This is a genomic window from Paenarthrobacter sp. 10N417 (genome assembly GCF_056394745.1).
In genome coordinates, this window is record NZ_JBFTIL010000007.1 from 1 (window position 1) to 19,091 (window position 19,091).

The 19,091-nt window shown below is 61.4% G+C and carries 9 protein-coding genes and 1 pseudogene; 8 read left to right on the plus strand and 2 right to left on the minus strand.

All coding sequences use genetic code 11. The features are described from left to right. Positions 1-123: pseudogene (locus AC1DCM_RS09980) on the plus strand (IS110 family transposase); the annotation flags it as partial. Positions 124-150: 27 nt separating this feature from the next. Here the strand turns inward: AC1DCM_RS09980 and AC1DCM_RS09985 are convergent. Together AC1DCM_RS09985 and AC1DCM_RS09990 are read right to left on the minus strand one after the other, a co-directional pair. Then, positions 151-618: an aminoacyl-tRNA deacylase gene (locus tag AC1DCM_RS09985; RefSeq protein ID WP_477518147.1), complete on the minus strand. Its 468-nt coding sequence runs from the start codon at positions 616-618 to the stop codon at positions 151-153. A gap of 26 nt (positions 619-644) precedes the next feature. Next, positions 645-1,844, minus strand: a complete 1,200-nt coding sequence (locus AC1DCM_RS09990) for an acetyl-CoA C-acetyltransferase (protein ID WP_442018329.1) — start codon at positions 1,842-1,844, stop codon at positions 645-647. A 474-nt stretch (positions 1,845-2,318) separates the two neighbouring features. Here AC1DCM_RS09990 and rpoB point away from each other — a divergent pair, with 474 nt between their 5' ends. The 7 genes from rpoB (at position 2,319) to AC1DCM_RS10025 (ending at position 19,087) form a co-directional block, all read left to right on the plus strand. Next, positions 2,319-5,825 carry a DNA-directed RNA polymerase subunit beta gene (gene rpoB / locus AC1DCM_RS09995; RefSeq protein WP_477518148.1) on the plus strand — a complete coding sequence of 1,169 codons (3,507 nt, stop codon included), beginning with the start codon at positions 2,319-2,321 and terminating at the stop codon, positions 5,823-5,825. A 104-nt stretch (positions 5,826-5,929) separates the two neighbouring features. Beyond that, positions 5,930-9,829: a DNA-directed RNA polymerase subunit beta' gene (locus tag AC1DCM_RS10000; RefSeq protein ID WP_431115949.1), complete on the plus strand. Its 3,900-nt coding sequence runs from the start codon at positions 5,930-5,932 to the stop codon at positions 9,827-9,829. A gap of 354 nt (positions 9,830-10,183) precedes the next feature. Beyond that, entirely contained in the window at positions 10,184-10,558 is a 375-nt protein-coding gene (gene rpsL / locus AC1DCM_RS10005; protein WP_009358312.1) for a 30S ribosomal protein S12, read from the plus strand. A gap of 1 nt (position 10,559) precedes the next feature. Continuing rightward, positions 10,560-11,030, plus strand: a complete 471-nt coding sequence (rpsG, locus tag AC1DCM_RS10010) for a 30S ribosomal protein S7 (RefSeq protein WP_003803829.1) — start codon at positions 10,560-10,562, stop codon at positions 11,028-11,030. A gap of 69 nt (positions 11,031-11,099) precedes the next feature. Beyond that, on the plus strand, positions 11,100-13,214 hold the full coding sequence (fusA, locus tag AC1DCM_RS10015; protein ID WP_477518149.1) for an elongation factor G: 2,115 nt from the start codon (positions 11,100-11,102) through the stop codon (positions 13,212-13,214). 232 nt (positions 13,215-13,446) lie between these two features. Then, positions 13,447-14,637 (plus strand): elongation factor Tu, encoded by a 1,191-nt coding sequence (gene tuf / locus AC1DCM_RS10020; RefSeq protein WP_477518150.1) that lies wholly within the window; start codon positions 13,447-13,449, stop codon positions 14,635-14,637. 157 nt (positions 14,638-14,794) lie between these two features. After that, positions 14,795-19,087: a hypothetical protein gene (locus tag AC1DCM_RS10025; protein ID WP_477518151.1), complete on the plus strand. Its 4,293-nt coding sequence runs from the start codon at positions 14,795-14,797 to the stop codon at positions 19,085-19,087. The last annotated feature ends 4 nt before the right edge of the window (positions 19,088-19,091 follow it).

Below are 19,091 nucleotides of genomic sequence, written 5' to 3' on the forward strand. Positions count from 1 at the left end.
GTCCGCAAACGCAAAGCCGAGGGACGAACCACAAAGGAGATCCGCCGGTGCGTGAAACGCTACCTCGCCCGGCGGATCTACCGAACCCTCAACGCCCCAAACCCCGGCCCTTGCCACGCTTGACAACCATAGAAGGATCCCCGCGTTGCTTTAGTTGGGTTCGCTGATGTCGGCCACGATTGCTCCGAGTGCAGCCGTGAGTTCATCCGCATCCACGAAGGCACTCCTGCCATGGGCTCCAGCACCCATGGAGATGCGGCGTCCGGTGATGGTGGCATCCGCGTAAACCGGCCAGGGCGTGGTACTTCCCAGGGGAGTGATGGTCCCGCGCTCATAGCCGGTTGCGGCAAGGGCGACGTCGGCGTGCGGCAGCGAGAGCTTGTTCACGCCCACCAACGCCCGCAGCTTAGGCCAGGAGATCTGCCGGTCGCCGGGGATCAGCGCGAAGAGGAAGCTACCGTCGCGATGCTTGACCACGAGGGACTTCACGATGTCCCCGGGACTGATCCCCAGGATGCCCGCCGCCTCCTCGAGGCTCCGGGCAGCAGGGCGCTCGACGACGTCCACGTCCAGTCCGCGCGCGGTGGCATCGGACAGGAACCGTTCGGCCCCGTTCATGTGGGGTTCCACCACGTCCCGTGCCATCAGTCGCGGTACAGCAGGAGAGCTTCGCCCTGGCCGCCGCCGCCACAAAGGGACACGGCAGCCTTGCCTGTTCCCCTGCGCTTGAGTTCGTGGGCCGCGTGCAGGGCCAGCCGGGCGCCGGAAGCACCGATCGGGTGTCCGAGGGCGATTGCGCCGCCGTGGATGTTGCACTTCTCCAGCGGGTAGCTCAGGTCCTTCAATGATTGGACGGCCACAGAGCCAAAGGCCTCATTGATTTCGATGAAGTCCAGGTCCTCGGCAGTCCATCCAGCCCGCTTCAATGCTTGCGAAATGGCGTTGGAGGGCTGGGAGTGCAGTGAGTTGTCCGGGCCGGCCACCTGTCCAGGCTTGCCCACGACCGCAAGGTATTCCAGGCCGTTGTCCTTGGCAAAGCGGCGACTTGTCAGCACGAGTGCGGAGGCGCCGTCGGACAGGGGAGAGGAGTTGCCGGCGGTAATGGTGCCGTCCGTAGCGAAGGCGGCCTTCAAAGGGGCAAGGGTTTCCACAGTCGTGTTCGGACGAACGCCCTCGTCCGAGGTGAGGACCACGGGGTCCCCCTTCCGCTGCTTCACGCTCACGGGAGCGATTTCGACGTCGAAGATTCCGTCAGCCATCGCGGCAGCCGCGCGCTGGTGGGAAGCGGCAGCAACCTCGTCCTGCGCGCGGCGGTCAATGCCGAGCGTTACGTTCTTGGTTTCCGTGGACAAGCCCATTGACTGGCCGTCGAACGCATCCGTGAGTCCATCATGTGCGGCAACGTCCAACGCCTGGATTGCGCCGTAGGTCCAGCCCTGCCGGGAGCCGGGGAGCAGGTGTGGGGCGCGTGTCATGGATTCCTGGCCACCGGCCACAACCACAGTGGCGTCCCCGCTGCGGATCATCCGGGCGGCATCAATGACAGCCGTGAGGCCGGAGAGGCAAACCTTGTTGATGGTGACGGCAGGGATGTTCCAGCCCACACCTGCCGCTATGGCACTCTGTCGTGCAGGATTCTGGCCGGCGCCCGCTTGCAGCACCTGTCCCATGATGACGGCGTCCACTTGTTCGGCTTTTACGCCGCTGGCCCCCAGTGCGGCGCTGATGGCATGCGCGCCAAGGTCGACGGCGGTGAATCCGGCCAGCTGCCCATTGAGCCGACCCTGTGGGGTACGGGAAGCAGCAAGGATGACAACGTCATTGTCGTCAGCGGAGTTGTTCATGGTCTCTCTTCCGATCCGTGGTGGTGTAGCCAAGGCTATCGTGCGGCGTGCGTCAGCCTATCCTTTCCAACGCTTGTATCCGTCGGTAGATTCCACAGCAGGAGATTCCACGGCAGGAGATTTCACAACGGGCTTGGTGCCTCCTTCCGGCAGATGCTCCGGACAACGTCCATGGACTACGCATAGGTGCCTGCGGCAACAGTGCTTGCATTCGCGGAGAATCTGGGGTAGACAGGAAGGCTACTTTGCCGTATTGTAGATATTTGCGTCTTCCCTGTTAACCTTCAGCCTTCATATAGCGGTGGGCTTTACCTCTCAGCTGCGACATTGACGTGCCGTTCAATACGTGCACTGTCATGCGCAGGCTGGGTCCGGGTCATATAGCGGAACCGGAATAAGTATGATGCGGAGAACTCTGCATCATGCAAACGGGGGAGATCTGAAAACGCCTGAAGGTCTGTGGAAGGATCCCTCTTGGTCGCCTCGAGCACCTCTAATAACGAAACCGCTAACACGGCAAGCACCGATGGTGCCACTCGCCGCCTCTCATTCGCAAAGATTAACGAACCCCTTGATGTTCCGAATCTTCTCGCCCTGCAGACCGACAGCTTTGACTGGCTCGTCGGAAACGAACGCTGGCAGGCGCGGGTAGCGAAGGCTGTCGAGGAGGGCGACCTCAGCGTCGCCACCACCTCCGGACTTGCCGACATCTTCGAAGAGATCTCCCCCATCGAGGACTTCCAGGGCACTATGTCCCTGAGCTTCTCCGAGCCGGAGTTCGCTGATCCGAAGTACACCATGGCCGAATGCAAAGACCGTGACGCCACGTACTCGGCACCGCTGTATGTCAAGGCCGAGTTCATGAACAACAACACGGGCGAAATCAAGCAGCAGACCGTGTTCATGGGCGACTTCCCCCTCATGACTGAAAAGGGAACGTTCGTCGTCAACGGCACCGAGCGTGTCGTTGTCTCCCAGCTGGTCCGTTCGCCGGGCGCCTACTTCGAGCGCACCGCGGACAAGACCAGTGACAAGGACATCTTCACTGCGAAGATCATCCCGTCCCGCGGTGCATGGTTCGAACTCGAAATCGACAAGCGCGACCAGGTCGGCGTTCGCCTCGACCGCAAGCGCAAGCAGTCGGTCACCGTTCTGCTGAAGGCCCTCGGCTGGACCGAAGGCCAGATCCTGGAAGAGTTCGGCCAGTACGACTCCATGCGTGCAACGCTGGAGAAGGACGCCACTGAAACCCGCGAAGACGCGCTTCTGGACATCTACCGCAAGCTGCGTCCGGGCGAGCCGCCCACTGTCGAGGCTGCCCAGTCCCTGCTGGACAACCTGTACTTCAACGCAAAGCGTTATGACCTCGCCAAGGTTGGCCGTTACAAGATCAACCGCAAGCTCGGCATCGACCGCTCCCTTGGTGACAAGGAAGCTTCGGTCCTGCACGTTGAAGACATCGTCGCCATGATCAAGTTCCTCGTTGCGCTGCACGCCGGCGAGAAGACCCTCATGGGCAAGCGCGATGGCGAAGACCACGAGCTCCGCGTCGAAATCGATGACATCGACCACTTCGGCAACCGTCGCATCCGCGCCGTTGGCGAACTGATCGAGAACCAGGTCCGCACCGGCCTTTCCCGCATGGAGCGTGTTGTTCGCGAACGCATGACCACGCAGGACGTCGAGGCCATCACGCCGCAGACCCTGATCAACATCCGCCCGGTTGTCGCTGCCATCAAGGAGTTCTTCGGAACTTCCCAGCTGTCGCAGTTCATGGACCAGAACAACCCGCTTTCGGGTCTGACCCACAAGCGCCGCCTGTCGGCTCTTGGCCCGGGTGGTCTTTCCCGTGACCGCGCAGGCATGGAAGTTCGAGACGTTCACCCGTCCCACTACGGACGTATGTGCCCCATCGAAACCCCTGAAGGCCCGAACATTGGTCTGATCGGTTCGCTGGCTTCCTACGGTCGCATCAACCCGTTCGGCTTCATCGAGACGCCGTACCGCCTGGTCTCCGAAGGTGTCGTATCCGACGAGGTCCAGTACCTCACGGCCGACGACGAAGCAGAGGTCCTGATCGCACAGGCCAACGCTCCGCTGGACGCTGACAAGAAGTTCTCGGAAGAGACCGTCCTTGTCCGTGCCCGTGGTGGTGGAGGCGAGCCTGTTCTGGTTCCCGCCGGAGAAGTCCAGTTCATGGACGTTTCCCCGCGCCAGATGGTGTCCGTGGCAACCGCATTGATCCCGTTCCTTGAGCATGACGATGCCAACCGTGCACTCATGGGTGCCAACATGCAGCGCCAGGCTGTGCCGCTGGTCCGTTCCGAGGCTCCTTTCGTGGGTACCGGCATGGAGCGCGCAGCAGCCGTCGACGCCGGTGACGTTGTCATCGCGAAGAAGGCAGGTGTGGTCACCGAGGTTTCCGCTGAGCTCGTTGTCATGATCAACGACGACGGCACGGAGACCAACTACCGCATCAACAAGTTCGCCCGTTCCAACCAGGGCAACTGCTACAACCACCGCGTCCTGGTCAACGAAGGCCAGCGCTTGGAAGTCGGCGGCATCATCGCTGACGGTCCTGCAACGGACCAGGGTGAACTCGCCCTCGGTAAGAACCTGCTCGTGGCATTCATGTCATGGGAAGGCCACAACTTCGAGGACGCCATCATCCTGTCCCAGCGCATTGTTGCTGAGGACGTTCTTTCCTCCATCCACATCGAGGAGCACGAGATCGATGCCCGCGACACCAAGCTTGGTGCCGAGGAAATCACCCGTGACATCCCCAACGTGTCCGAGGAAGTCCTTGCAGGCCTGGACGAGCGCGGCATCATCCACATTGGTGCCGAGGTTGAAGCCGGAGACATCCTGGTCGGAAAGGTCACACCCAAGGGTGAAACCGAACTGACTCCGGAAGAGCGTCTTCTCCGCGCTATCTTCGGTGAGAAGTCCCGCGAAGTCCGCGACACCTCCCTGAAGGTGCCCCACGGCGAGTCCGGTACGGTCATCGGCGTCCGCGTCTTCGACCGCGACAACGACGACGAACTGCCCCCGGGCGTGAACCAGCTGGTCCGCGTCTACGTTGCTGCCAAGCGCAAGATCACCGACGGCGACAAGCTCGCCGGCCGTCACGGCAACAAGGGTGTTATCTCCAAGATCCTTCCGATCGAGGACATGCCCTTCCTTGCAGACGGTACCCCGGTGGACATCGTCCTGAACCCGCTTGGTGTTCCGGGTCGTATGAACGTTGGCCAGGTCCTTGAAACCCACCTCGGTTGGGTTGCCAAGACCGGTTGGAAGATCGAAGGCGAGCCGGAGTGGGTCAAGAACCTGCCCAACCTGCCCCGTGAAACCGGCCAGACCACCGTCGCCACGCCGGTGTTCGATGGCGCCCGCGAAGAAGAAATCACGGGCCTGCTTGACTCCACCAACGTGACCCGCGACGGCGACCGCCTGATCGATTCCTCCGGCAAGACCCGTCTGTTCGACGGCCGCTCCGGCGAGCCGTTCCCGGACCCGATCTCCGTCGGTTACATGTACATCCTGAAGCTCCACCACCTGGTGGACGACAAGATCCACGCGCGTTCCACCGGCCCGTACTCCATGATCACGCAGCAGCCGCTGGGTGGTAAGGCTCAGTTCGGTGGCCAGCGCTTCGGTGAAATGGAAGTGTGGGCGCTCGAAGCTTATGGCGCCGCTTACACCCTTCAGGAACTGTTGACGATCAAGTCGGATGATATCCACGGTCGTGTGAAGGTCTACGAAGCCATCGTCAAGGGCGAGAACATCCCTGAGCCTGGCGTTCCCGAGTCCTTCAAGGTCTTGATCAAGGAAATGCAGTCGTTGTGCCTGAACGTGGAAGTTCTTTCCACCGACGGAACCACGATCGAAATGCGTGACTCTGATGACGCAGTCTTCACGGCTGCGGAAGAACTGGGCATCGATCTGTCTCGTGCAGAGCCCAGTTCCGTAGAAGAGGTTTAGCAGCCGTTCCGGTGGGCAGCAGTACGTCACTGTCCACCGGAACAGCTCCCTCTTCCCGTAACCAAGACTTCAGAATTTAGAGAACAAGAGAGAACAGGGACCATATGTCCAGCGAATCCTCCTTCGGCCTCATGCAGATCGGCCTCGCCACCGCGGAAGACATCCGTGGCTGGTCTTACGGTGAGGTCAAGAAGCCGGAAACCATCAACTACCGCACCCTCAAGCCTGAGAAGGACGGTCTTTTCTGCGAGAAGATCTTCGGTCCTTCCCGCGACTGGGAATGCTACTGCGGCAAGTACAAGCGTGTCCGCTTCAAGGGCATCATCTGTGAGCGTTGTGGCGTTGAAGTCACCCGCGCCAAGGTGCGTCGTGAGCGCATGGGCCACATCGAACTGGCTGCGCCTGTAACCCACATCTGGTACTTCAAGGGCGTTCCCTCGCGCTTGGGCTACCTCTTGGACTTGGCTCCGAAGGACCTTGAGAAGGTCATCTACTTCGCTGCCTACATGATCACCAGCGTTGACACGGAAAACCGCCACGCTGAACTGCCCAACCTCCAGGTCGAGCACGACCTCGAGAAGAAGCAGCTGGTGGACAACCGCGACAGCGACATCGCCACGATCGCCCGCGACCTTGAAGACGAGCTTGCCCGTCTTGAAGGTGAAGGCGCCAAGGCTGCCGACAAGAAGAAGGCCCGCGACTCCGCAGACCGCCAGATGGCGAACGTCCGCAAGCGTGCCGACGCCGATATCGAGCGCCTTGAGCAGGTCTGGGACCGCTTCAAGAACCTCAAGGTCGCTGACCTTGAGGGCGACGAGGGCCTGTACCGCGAACTGCGTGACCGCTACGGCATGTACTTCGAAGGCTCCATGGGTGCCGAGGCGATCAAGAAGCGTCTTGAGACCTTTGACATGCAGGCTGAGGCTGAGTCCCTGCGCGACACCATCCAGAACGGCAAGGGCCAGCGCAAGACGCGTGCCCTGAAGCGCCTGAAGGTTGTCAACGCATTCCTGACCACCAACAACAGCCCGCTCGGCATGGTTCTGGACGCTGTCCCGGTGATCCCGCCGGAACTGCGCCCGATGGTTCAGTTGGACGGTGGCCGCTTCGCGACCTCTGACCTCAACGACCTCTACCGCCGTGTGATCAACCGCAACAACCGACTCAAGCGACTGCTTGACCTCGGTGCTCCGGAGATCATCGTCAACAACGAGAAGCGCATGCTTCAGGAAGCTGTTGACAGCCTCTTCGACAACGGTCGTCGTGGCCGCCCCGTTACGGGTCCGGGCAACCGTCCGCTGAAGTCCCTGAGCGACATGCTCAAGGGCAAGCAGGGTCGTTTCCGCCAGAACCTCCTCGGCAAGCGCGTTGACTACTCCGGCCGTTCGGTCATCGTCGTTGGGCCGCAGCTGAAGCTGCACCAGTGTGGTCTGCCCAAGCAGATGGCCTTGGAGCTCTTCAAGCCGTTCGTGATGAAGCGCCTGGTTGACCTCAACCACGCACAGAACATCAAGTCGGCGAAGCGCATGGTCGAGCGTTACCGTCCGCAGGTTTGGGACGTGCTGGAAGAGATCATCACCGAACACCCGGTGCTGCTCAACCGTGCACCTACCCTTCACCGCCTCGGCATCCAGGCCTTCGAACCGCAGCTTGTGGAAGGCAAGGCAATCCAGCTTCACCCGCTGGTTTGTGGCGCCTTCAACGCTGACTTCGACGGCGACCAGATGGCAGTGCACCTGCCGCTGAGCCCGGAAGCCCAGGCTGAAGCCCGCATCCTGATGCTGTCCTCGAACAACATCCTGAAGCCGTCCGATGGCCGTCCGGTTACCCTGCCTTCGCAGGATATGATCATCGGCCTGTACCACCTGACCACCAAGCGCGTCGGCTCCGCCGGCGAAGGCCGCATCTTCTCCTCGGTTTCGGAAGCCATCATGGCGTACGACGCCCGCGATCTGCACCTGAACTCCCAGGTCAAGATCCGTCTGGACAACTTCGTGCCTTATGCCGGTTGGGAAGCTCCGGAAGGTTGGGAGCCGGGTCAGACGGCCCTCGTCCAGACCTCCCTGGGCCAGGTCATCTTCAACCAGACGCTGCCCGAGGATTACCCCTGGGTTGAGGCTGTTGCCGACAAGGGCGAACTGTCCCGGATCGTCAACGACCTCGCCGAGCGTTACCCGAAGGTTGTCACGGCTGCCACGCTGGACAACCTGAAGGATGCCGGTTTCTACTGGGCAACCCGCTCGGGCGTCACCGTGGCTATCTCCGACATCGAGGTGCCTACCTCCAAGCCCGCCATCCTGGCTGGTTACGAGAACATGGCTGCCAAGATCCAGGGTCAGTACGACAAGGGCCTGATCGACGACGACGAGCGTCGCCAGGAACTGATCGAGATCTGGAACAAGGCCACCAACGAGATCGCCCAGGCGATGCGTGACAGCCTGTCCCCGATGAACACCATCAACCGCATGGTGTCCTCCGGTGCACGTGGTAACTGGATGCAGGTTCGCCAGATCGCGGGTATCCGTGGTCTTGTGGCCAACCCGAAGGGTGAGATCATCCCTCGCCCGATCAAGTCCTCCTACCGCGAGGGCCTGTCGGTCTTGGAATACTTCATTGCCACGCACGGTGCTCGTAAGGGTCTGGCCGATACCGCTCTCCGTACCGCCAACTCGGGTTACCTGACCCGTCGTCTGGTGGACGTTTCGCAGGACGTCATCGTCCGCGAAGAGGACTGCGGTACCGAGCGCGGTCTGCTCACGCCGATCGCCGTGCCGGATTCCAACGGTGAGCTCGTCCTGGACGAGAACGTCGAGAACAGCGCCTACGCACGTACGCTGGCTGTCGACGTCGTCGATGCCCAGGGCAACGTCCTGGCTGCCGGCGGAACCGACTGCGGCGACGTCGTTATCGACCAGTTGCTGGCTGCAGGTATCACCGAAGTCAAGGTCCGTTCCGTACTCACCTGTGAGTCCAAGGTCGGCACCTGTGCACTCTGCTACGGCCGTTCGCTGGCAACGGGCAAGACCGTGGACATCGGCGAGGCCGTGGGCATCATCGCCGCACAGTCCATCGGTGAGCCCGGTACCCAGCTGACCATGCGTACGTTCCACACCGGTGGTGCTGTTTCTGCTGGTGGTGGCGACGACATCACCCAGGGTCTGCCCCGTATCCAGGAGCTCTTCGAAGCCCGTACTCCGAAGGGTGTCGCACCGATTGCTGAAGCAGCCGGCCGCATCACCATCGAAGAGTCCGAGCGCCAGATGCGCCTGGTCATCACTCCGGACGATGGTTCCGAAGAGATTGCCTACCCGGTGCTGCGCCGTTCCCGTCTCCTCATCGAGGATGGCGAGCACGTCAGCGTCGGCCAGAAGCTGATCAACGGTCCGGTGGACCCGAAGCAGGTTCTGCGCATCATGGGTCCCCGTGCCGCACAGAAGTTCCTTGTGGACGAGGTCCAGGGCGTTTACCGCAGCCAGGGTATTGGTATCCACGACAAGCACGTCGAGGTTATCGTCCGCCAGATGCTGCGCCGCGTGACCGTCATCGAATCCGGCGACTCCGACCTGCTCCCTGGTGAGCTTGCAGAGCGCTCCCGCTTCGAAGACGAGAACCGCCGCGTCGTGTCCGAGGGCAAGTCCCCGGCGTCAGGTCGCCCGGAACTCATGGGTATCACCAAGGCGTCCCTGGCAACCGAGTCCTGGCTGTCGGCCGCTTCCTTCCAGGAGACCACCCGCGTCCTGACGCAGGCGGCCATGGAAGGCAAGAGCGATCCTCTGCTCGGCCTCAAGGAGAACGTCATCATCGGTAAGCTCATCCCGGCCGGAACGGGCCTGCCCCGTTACACGGAGGTCACGGTTGAGCCGACCGAGGAAGCAAAGGCAAGCCTGTTCACGGGCCCCAGCGCTTTCACCGATTTCTCGTATGACGCCCTGGGCGGCGACGGTGCTCCCGAGTTCCACGCCATCCCGCTGGATGACTACGATCTCGGCAACGACTTCCGCTGAAACCAGCAGTAGTTAATGGCTGAAGGACGGGCCCCGCACTCTTGAGTGCGGGGCCCGTCCTGTCATTGGAACGCCATACACCCGATTAAGGCCTCAGATCAAGCCGTGCTAGAATTTTGGTAATTGTTCTGTGTGGCAGTGGATGAAGGCCGCCGCAGCATCATTTTGGTTTTGTTCTCATGGTGCTGGGTGGAGCCTGTTTCCGGGTTGCGGGCAACATGCGCAACGAATGCCGCACTTTTGCACGCCTACCGGATGTTTCGGCCGGCCGCATGAGCAACGCCAAAGTTCCCACGTTTACACTGGCTGGCGCCTGTGTGTGGGGGCAGAGATCAAACAACGGAGAACACGAAAGTGCCTACGATTAACCAGCTGGTCCGCAAGGGCCGCACGCCTAAGGTCTCCAAGACCAAGGCTCCCGCGCTGAAGGGCAGTCCGATGCGCCGCGGTGTTTGCACCCGCGTTTACACCACCACCCCCAAGAAGCCGAACTCGGCTCTTCGTAAGGTGGCACGTGTGCGCCTCAACGGTGGCGTTGAAGTTACCGCTTACATCCCCGGCGTTGGCCACAACCTCCAGGAGCACTCCATCGTGCTCGTCCGTGGTGGTCGTGTGAAGGACCTTCCGGGTGTCCGCTACAAGATCGTCCGCGGCGCACTCGACACCCAGGGTGTCAAGAACCGCAAGCAGGCCCGCAGCCGTTACGGCGCAAAGATGGAGAAGAAGTAATATGCCTCGCAAGGGTCCGGCCCCGAAGCGGCCGCTAGTTTCCGATCCCGTTTACGGCTCCCCGTTGGTCACTCAGCTGATCAACAAGGTTCTGGTTGACGGCAAGAAGTCCACCGCTGAGCGCATCGTTTACGGTGCCCTCGAAGGTGCACGTGCCAAGTCCGGCGGCGACCCCGTTGCTGCCCTCAAGAAGGCCATGGACAACGTCAAGCCTTCCCTCGAGGTGCGTTCACGCCGTGTTGGTGGCGCCACCTACCAGGTTCCGGTTGAGGTCAAGCCGGGTCGCTCCACCGCCCTCGCCCTGCGTTGGCTCGTTGGCTACTCCAAGGCCCGCCGCGAGAAGACCATGACCGAGCGCCTCCAGAACGAAATCCTGGATGCCTCGAACGGTCTCGGTGCCGCTGTCAAGCGTCGCGAAGACACCCACAAGATGGCCGAGTCCAACAAGGCCTTCGCACACTACCGCTGGTAAATCCTCCCGGGCGCCGTCGGCTCAACCGAGCCGGCGGCGAACGTGTAGTCCATCCGAAAGGGAGACCCCGTGGCACAGGACGTGCTTACCGACCTTAACAAGGTCCGCAATATCGGCATCATGGCCCACATCGATGCCGGCAAGACCACCACTACCGAGCGCATCCTGTTCTACACGGGTGTGAACCACAAGATCGGCGAGACGCACGACGGCGCCTCGACGACCGACTGGATGGAACAGGAAAAGGAACGCGGCATCACCATCACGTCTGCCGCCGTGACTTGCTTCTGGGACAAGAACCAGATCAACATCATCGACACCCCGGGCCACGTTGACTTCACGGTTGAGGTTGAGCGCTCCCTGCGCGTCCTCGACGGTGCTGTCGCAGTGTTCGACGGCAAGGAAGGCGTGGAGCCGCAGTCCGAGACTGTATGGCGCCAGGCTGACAAGTACAACGTTCCGCGTATCTGCTTCGTCAACAAGATGGACAAGCTGGGCGCTGACTTCTACTTCACCGTAGACACCATCATTTCCCGCCTCGGTGCCAAGCCGCTGGTCATGCAGCTGCCCATCGGCGCTGAGAATGACTTCATCGGTGTTGTTGACCTCCTCGAAATGCGTGCCCTGGTTTGGCCTGGCGACGCAAAGGGTGACGTCACCATGGGCGCTTCCTACGAAGTGCAGGCAATCCCGGCGGACCTCCAGGCCAAGGCTGAAGAGTACCGTGCACAGCTCGTTGAGACTGTGGCCGAAGCATCCGAAGAGCTCATGGAGAAGTACCTCGAAGGTGAAGAACTCACCCTTGAGGAACTGAAGGCCGGCATCCGCAAGATGACCATCAACTCCGAGCTCTACCCGGTGTTCTGTGGCTCTGCCTTCAAGAACCGCGGCGTACAGCCGATGCTTGACGCTGTTGTCGACTTCCTGCCGAACCCGCTCGACGTCCCCCCGATGATCGGTCACGATCCCCGCGACGAAGAGAAGGAACTCACCCGCAAGCCCTCTGCTGACGAGCCGTTCTCGGCCCTCGCCTTCAAGATTGCGGCGCACCCGTTCTTCGGTCAGCTGACCTTCATCCGCGTGTACTCCGGTCACGTTGAGGCCGGCGCCCAGGTGGTCAACTCCACCAAGGGCAAGAAGGAACGTATCGGCAAGCTGTTCCAGATGCACGCCAACAAGGAAATGCCCGTTGAGGGCGCTACTGCCGGCCACATCTACGCAGCCATCGGTCTGAAGGACACCACCACGGGTGACACCCTGTGTGATTCCAACAACCAGATCGTCCTCGAGTCCATGAGCTTCCCGGAGCCCGTGATCTCGGTTGCCATCGAGCCGAACACCAAGGGTGACCAGGAGAAGCTCTCCACGGCCATCCAGAAGCTCTCCGCTGAGGACCCGACCTTCCAGGTCTCCCTCAACGAAGACACGGGCCAGACCATCATCGCCGGCATGGGCGAGCTCCACCTGGACATCCTGGTGGACCGCATGCGCCGCGAATTCAAGGTTGAGGCAAACGTTGGCAAGCCGCAGGTTGCTTACCGCGAGACCATCAAGCGCGCTGTAGAGCGTCACGACTACACGCACAAGAAGCAGACCGGTGGTTCGGGTCAGTTCGCAAAGATCCAGATCGCGATCGAGCCGATGGACACCTCTTCCGGCGAGCTGTACGAGTTCGAGAACAAGGTCACTGGTGGCCGCGTTCCGCGCGAGTACATCCCGTCCGTTGACGCTGGTATCCAGGATGCACTGAACGACGGCGTCCTGGCCGGCTACCCGGTTGTTGGCATCAAGGCCACGCTGATCGATGGCGCGTCCCACGATGTTGACTCCTCGGAAATGGCGTTCAAGATCGCCGGCCGTATGGCTTTCAAGGAAGCTGCACGCAAGGCGAACCCTGTTCTGCTCGAACCGCTGATGGATGTTGAGGTCCGCACACCTGAGGAATACATGGGTGATGTTATTGGTGACCTGAACGCCCGCCGTGGCCAGATGCAGTCCATGGAGGACGCAGCAGGTGTGAAGGTTATCCGTGCACACGTTCCGCTGTCCGGCATGTTCGGTTACATTGGCGACCTCCGTTCCAAGACGCAGGGTCGTGCCGTGTACTCCATGACGTTCAACAGCTACGCGGAGGTCCCGAAGGCTGTAGCCGACGAGATCATCCAGAAAACCCGCGGCGAGTAATCTCCCGGTAACGGATGCAATTCCGGTTCCGGGAAGGCATCTCAGCGTGAGTGGCGGGGCTGCGGCGAAAGTCGCGGCCCGGCCCCCTGCGCGAACAGGCTCTAGGAACTAGTATTGGTTCCTGAATCTGCAATTTCACCAAAACCAAGCCCCCAAGTAGACTTGCTAAAGTTTCTGCCGCGAAAAGCGCGGCCGAGGAGCACTTCACTTGAAATCGTTCTAGGAGGAACCTGTGGCAAAGGCAAAGTTCGAGCGGACTAAGCCGCACGTCAACATCGGCACCATTGGTCACGTTGACCACGGTAAGACGACGCTGACTGCCGCCATTTCCAAGGTGCTGTACGACCAGTACCCGGACATCAACGAGCAGCGCGACTTCGCGTCCATCGACTCTGCTCCGGAAGAGCGCCAGCGCGGTATTACCATCAACATCTCCCACGTGGAGTACCAGACCGAGAAGCGTCACTACGCACACGTTGACGCCCCCGGTCACGCTGACTACATCAAGAACATGATCACCGGTGCTGCCCAGATGGACGGCGCAATCCTCGTGGTTGCCGCAACCGATGGTCCGATGGCCCAGACCCGTGAGCACGTTCTGCTCGCCCGCCAGGTTGGTGTTCCCTACCTGCTGGTCGCACTGAACAAGTCGGACATGGTTGATGACGAAGAACTCCTCGACCTCGTCGAAATGGAAGTTCGTGAGCTCCTGAGCTCGCAGGGCTTCGATGGCGATGAAGCTCCGGTTGTTCGCGTTTCCGGTCTGRAGGCTCTGGAAGGCGACCCGGTTTGGGTCAAGTCCGTCCAGGACCTGATGGCAGCTGTCGACGAGTCCGTTCCGGACCCCGTACGTGACCGCGACAAGCCGTTCCTGATGCCGATCGAAGACGTCTTCACCATCACCGGTCGTGGCACCGTTGTTACGGGCCGCGCCGAGCGTGGAACCCTCGCCATCAACTCCGAGGTCGAGATCGTTGGCATCCGCCCGATCCAGAAGACCACGGTTACCGGTATCGAGATGTTCCACAAGCAGCTCGACGAAGCATGGGCCGGCGAGAACTGTGGCCTCCTGCTCCGCGGTCTCAAGCGCGACGACGTCGAGCGTGGCCAGGTTGTCGTCAAGCCGGGTTCCATCACCCCGCACACCGACTTCGAGGCCAACGTCTACATCCTTTCCAAGGACGAAGGCGGACGTCACAACCCGTTCTACTCGAACTACCGCCCGCAGTTCTACTTCCGTACCACGGACGTAACCGGCGTTATCACCCTGCCGGAAGGCACGGAAATGGTTATGCCTGGCGACAACACTGAGATGACCGTTGAGCTCATCCAGCCGATCGCTATGGAAGAGGGCCTCGGCTTCGCTATCCGCGAAGGCGGCCGCACCGTTGGTTCGGGACGTGTTACCAAGATCATCAAGTAGTTTCTACTTGTAGATCCGCAAACTTCCGGCATTGTCGGTAGCGAGCTAAAGAAGAACCCCATCGCTTATGTGGTGGGGTTCTTCTTTGCTATCATTTATCTATCGATTGGATTAATGCCGTGCAGGCCTTGCGCCCGGCTTCACCGTAGGAGCTTCCATGCTGGGATTCTTGACGACAGGCCTTGCGCTGATGCTTTTGGCCGTTATTGGTGTCATTGGCTACGCACTGGGCTTGGTGCGGGGCCGGCGGGAAGGTGCTCGTTCGACGCCGACTGTCAGAATCGACGACGCCGCTACTTATCGTGCGGGGTACCTCGCCGGCCATCTGGCTGGGTGGGAGGACGCGCGAGGGCAAAGTCAGCGGCCCAAAGTGCGGCAGCAAGCGGCGACAGTACAGCACCCGCCGACAGTACAGCAACCGCCGACAGCACAGGTACCGGCGACAGCACAGCAGTTGCCGACAGTACAGCAATCGCCTGTGGTACAGCCGTCGATGCCGTTCCAGCCGGCAATCATGCCTTCTGGGTTTCAGCAGACGGTGAGGATCGCTGGGCCAGTCGGGGTGCCGCCGTCGAGCAGTCGCGTGCCCGCTCCACAGGGAAGTGTGGCTCCTACGCAACAACAGCAACCATTCCAGCCGAAGCTTCCCCAGCTTGAGAGCCCGGAAGCGGTGGCGGCTCGGAAGGAGAAACGCGACCGCCAAAACATCAACATCACCCTGTACGTCGCGAGTCTATTGCTTGTCGCCGCAGGCGCACTGTTTGTTGGAACGAGCCTTCCTGAGGTTCTTCGTTTTGTGGCCATCTGGGCCATCACCATCTTGTTCTATGGTTCAGGACTGATCATCCAGCCAAGGGTGCCGCGACTTCGCCCGGCAGCCATAGCTTTTACCGGAACGGGGCTGGCCCTGATTCCGGTTACAGGCCTGGCCATGTATAACTTTGCCCTTCATCACGGCCCCACGGCATGGCTGGTCACTTCTTTGCTGGGAACTGCTGCCTACGTTTACGCTGCACTGCGCCTCGATAACAAGGTGTTGGCTCTGCTCTCGCTCACCTTCGTGGTCTCCACGGCATGGTCCGGAGTCTCAGTGCTTGGCGGGGCCTTGGTCTGGTAYTTTACGGCGCTGATTGGCGTTGCCATTCTCTTCACGCTCGGAGCGCTGGTTCGCCCGCGGTGGCTACCTCCGCTCTATSTCCGTCCTCTGGTGGTGCTGCATCCGTTTGTCGTGCCKTTCGTGGGKCTCGCRGTAAGCATGACGCCCAACTTCCTGGCCAAGGGGGAGTACCCCATGGTCATGCTGATGTGCGGGCTGTACTTTGCAGTGATGGTGCTTGTGCCGTCGGGCCAGCAAGCGCCGTCAGGCCAGCACCGATTGCTCAATTTCTATGGCGCCCGCGTCGCCTTCACCTTGGCAGTGTTGGGTCTTGTGTGGGATGTATCTGCAGATTCTAGCCACGTGGTTCTCGCTGGAATCATCTGTTTGGGGGTCCAATCGGTTGGAGTCGCCTTCGGCGGAAAACGCTTGCTTCCACGAACGTGGTGGTACGACGCCGTCTCGTGCCTCGGGCTGCAAACTGTTGCGGCGGTTGTGCTCACGGTCATGCTTGGCGTGGGAACTTTCCAGCTTCCAGAGTTTGTGCCGCTCTGCATCGCGATGCCGACAGCCATGGTGCTGGGTTGGAAGCTGGGCCAGGGGGCAGAGTTCGCACCCGCCGCCGTACTTGTTGTGGCAGCACCGTTCGTTCGGTTGCTGGGTGCGTGGCCCGTGACCGGGCTGCTAGTTGTCGCGGCCCTCTATTGGTTCCTTCTGGGAGCAAACAAGTCGAGGCCACTTCGACATGTCTACGTCCTGGCTGGGCGGGTCGCTCTTACGCTATCGGTAACGGCGTTGGCTGCCGGCGTTTTCACCGATCATCCGTACAGGCCTTCCTACACGTTGTTCGCTTTCGTGGCGGCATGTGCCGTACAGCAGCTGGTGAGTGCCTTGCTTGAGGCCAACGGCGTTCGCGCCGTGGGAGGGCAGGCGTCCACAGCGGGGTTCGGCGGGGCGGCGATGGCAGGACTCCTTGCTTTGCCCATTTTCGATGGTGCACCCGGGCGGCCCACCGTGGCAGTTGCTGTGGGGGCGGTGGTTGCCGCAGGTTTGGTTTCCGGCTGGTTGGCGTTCCCTCAGGGTAGGGACAGTAGCAGTACCGGCCCCACAGGTGGCGCTGGCGTCTTGACGTGGCGTCCCACAATAGGGGAGTTCCTGGCTCCGGCCGCCGCTACGGTGGCAGGCATCGTGGCCGGGGTTGCCGTGTCGCGGACACTGGCCAACGTGGTTCTCCTGGCCGCTGTCATCTACTTCTGCGCCACAGCCCTCCGGTTGCGTGCTTCCCTCCATAGGCAAAGCTACTGGTGGTTGGCGCGCGCCGCGGGAACCGTGTTAGCTGCCTCGGCCTACTACGACGCAACGAAGGACGCCGGATTCCAGATTGCCCATGAAGAGGTTGCCGTTGGCCTCATTGTCGTTCTTGCCCTGCAGCTGATCCTGCCGCTGCGTGCGGGTTATCTTGCGAAGTCCCTGGGGCCTGCCATTATCGATGCTGGAGTGGTGCTTACCGGGATGGTCCTGTGCAGTATGTTCCTCACCCTGGGCGGGGCGTCGGGGGTTCTCGAGGGTTGGCAGCCAGGTGCGGGTGCCACCATTACGGCTCTGGCGGCCGTGGCCATCAGCACGACCCTTCGAGCCCACAAACTGGGATGGTTGTTCGCTCCTGCGGCAATGGTTCTGCTGTTCGCCCTCCGGCTTGGAAATGTCAGGGATCTGGAACTCCTGCTGGGCATCTTTACGGCATACAGCGGCTTCATGGTTGCTGTGACCGGCCAGCGCCTGGCCCGCGGTGGATACCTGTTGGCTGTGCGCATTCTCTCCGGGGCCTTGGTCACGCTGGTGGTGGCCGACTTCACGGAGTCGGCTGCTGCTACATCTGTCGCTGTCGCGCTGATCCTTATCCTGCAGTTGCCAGTGCAGTTCTTTGTGCAGTCCTTCCTCCAGAGGCGACACAGCGACGACCCCTTCCAGAAGGCAATGGTATGGGCAATTCCAGGCGCACAGCTTCTTCTCCCACTGGTCTACTTGCTCGCAGCAGATTACGACGGCGGTGGCCGTTGGGTGCTTCTCGCGGAGTTGGCATTCGTGCCGGTAGCGGCCGCGATCGCGTGGCGCACCTTTGGCGCCCGGGGAGCGCAGTACTTCGGGATCGCTGGACTCACGGCAGGAGTGATCGCGGCTGGACCCTCCCTGGGCTTCTCATCTGATACGTGGCTGTATCAGCCGTTGCTGGACAAGTACCAAGTGCCTTGGGTGCTGCTGGCGCTGGCAGTGGCTGCCATCGTTGCCAGGGCAGTTTTCCCGCCCCTGAACGCGAGACCCGTAATAACTGGCGGGGGTTCAGCCGCAGCTGTGGTCGAACGGTTGCTGTGGTTGATTTCGGCACTCACCTTCACAGCTGCTGGTGGCTTGTTGGCTATGACGACGTCACTGTCGCTTAGCGGTTTTGCCATCCTGGTTCTGGCCTCAGTGGTGTTCGCCGCCTCGCACTTTGAGGGGATGCCCTCCCTCTATGCCGCTGCCGCGCCCGCCGCGCTGGTTGGTGCCGTGGCCGCCGTCGACGGTTTGCTGGATGGTCGGGAGCTGACTGCCTGGGACTCCTTCCTGCCATGGTTGATAGGCGCAGCGGGAACCGGGGCAGCGATGTATGTGGTCCGCAGGCTGGGCGGCCCCTTCATCGCCTCACAACCTTGGCGGCGGAACGCCCTGGCGGTAACGTCGATCGCGGGGCTTGGAGTAGCTGCGGCCGTCGGCCTGGGGCGGGACCAGACCTCTTTCGTGGGTGCCACACTTATCCTGGTTTCCGGAGTGTTGGTGGTCATCGAGGTCACAGACGGCAAGAGGCTGGCCGGAGAAATCACTGCTGTGGCTACGCTCGCCGGGTTCCAACGCGCGCTTCTGTTTGTGGATGGCAGCTCGCCGGATTGGTTTTGGGCGGCACAATGGTACGTCGTCGCCGGGGCGGTTATGGCAGGGGCGCGCTACTTGGACCGGCAACGTTCTGAGGGACAATTGCGGCTTGCCCTGACAGCAGGGCTGCTGTCCTTGACAGCCGTGGGGACAAGTTTCATGGGCACTTCATCCCAGCAGATATACGTCCTCGTGGCCCATGCAGTGCTCCTGGTGGCCGGGCTTCTCCTGGCTGAGCGCATGTTCGTGTGGTGGGGCGCCGCTGGTGTGGCTGCCAGTGTCATGTGGGCGTTGCGCAGTTACGCGTTCGCCATGCTGGCGATCGTTGCCTTGACCCTGATCGTGCTGGCCATATGGCGGCTGAACCGAAAACCGCCGGCAATCGACGGCAACAACCCGACAGAGGAACGCTCGGCAGCATCCACTCAGGATGGAATCCGCTAACGTT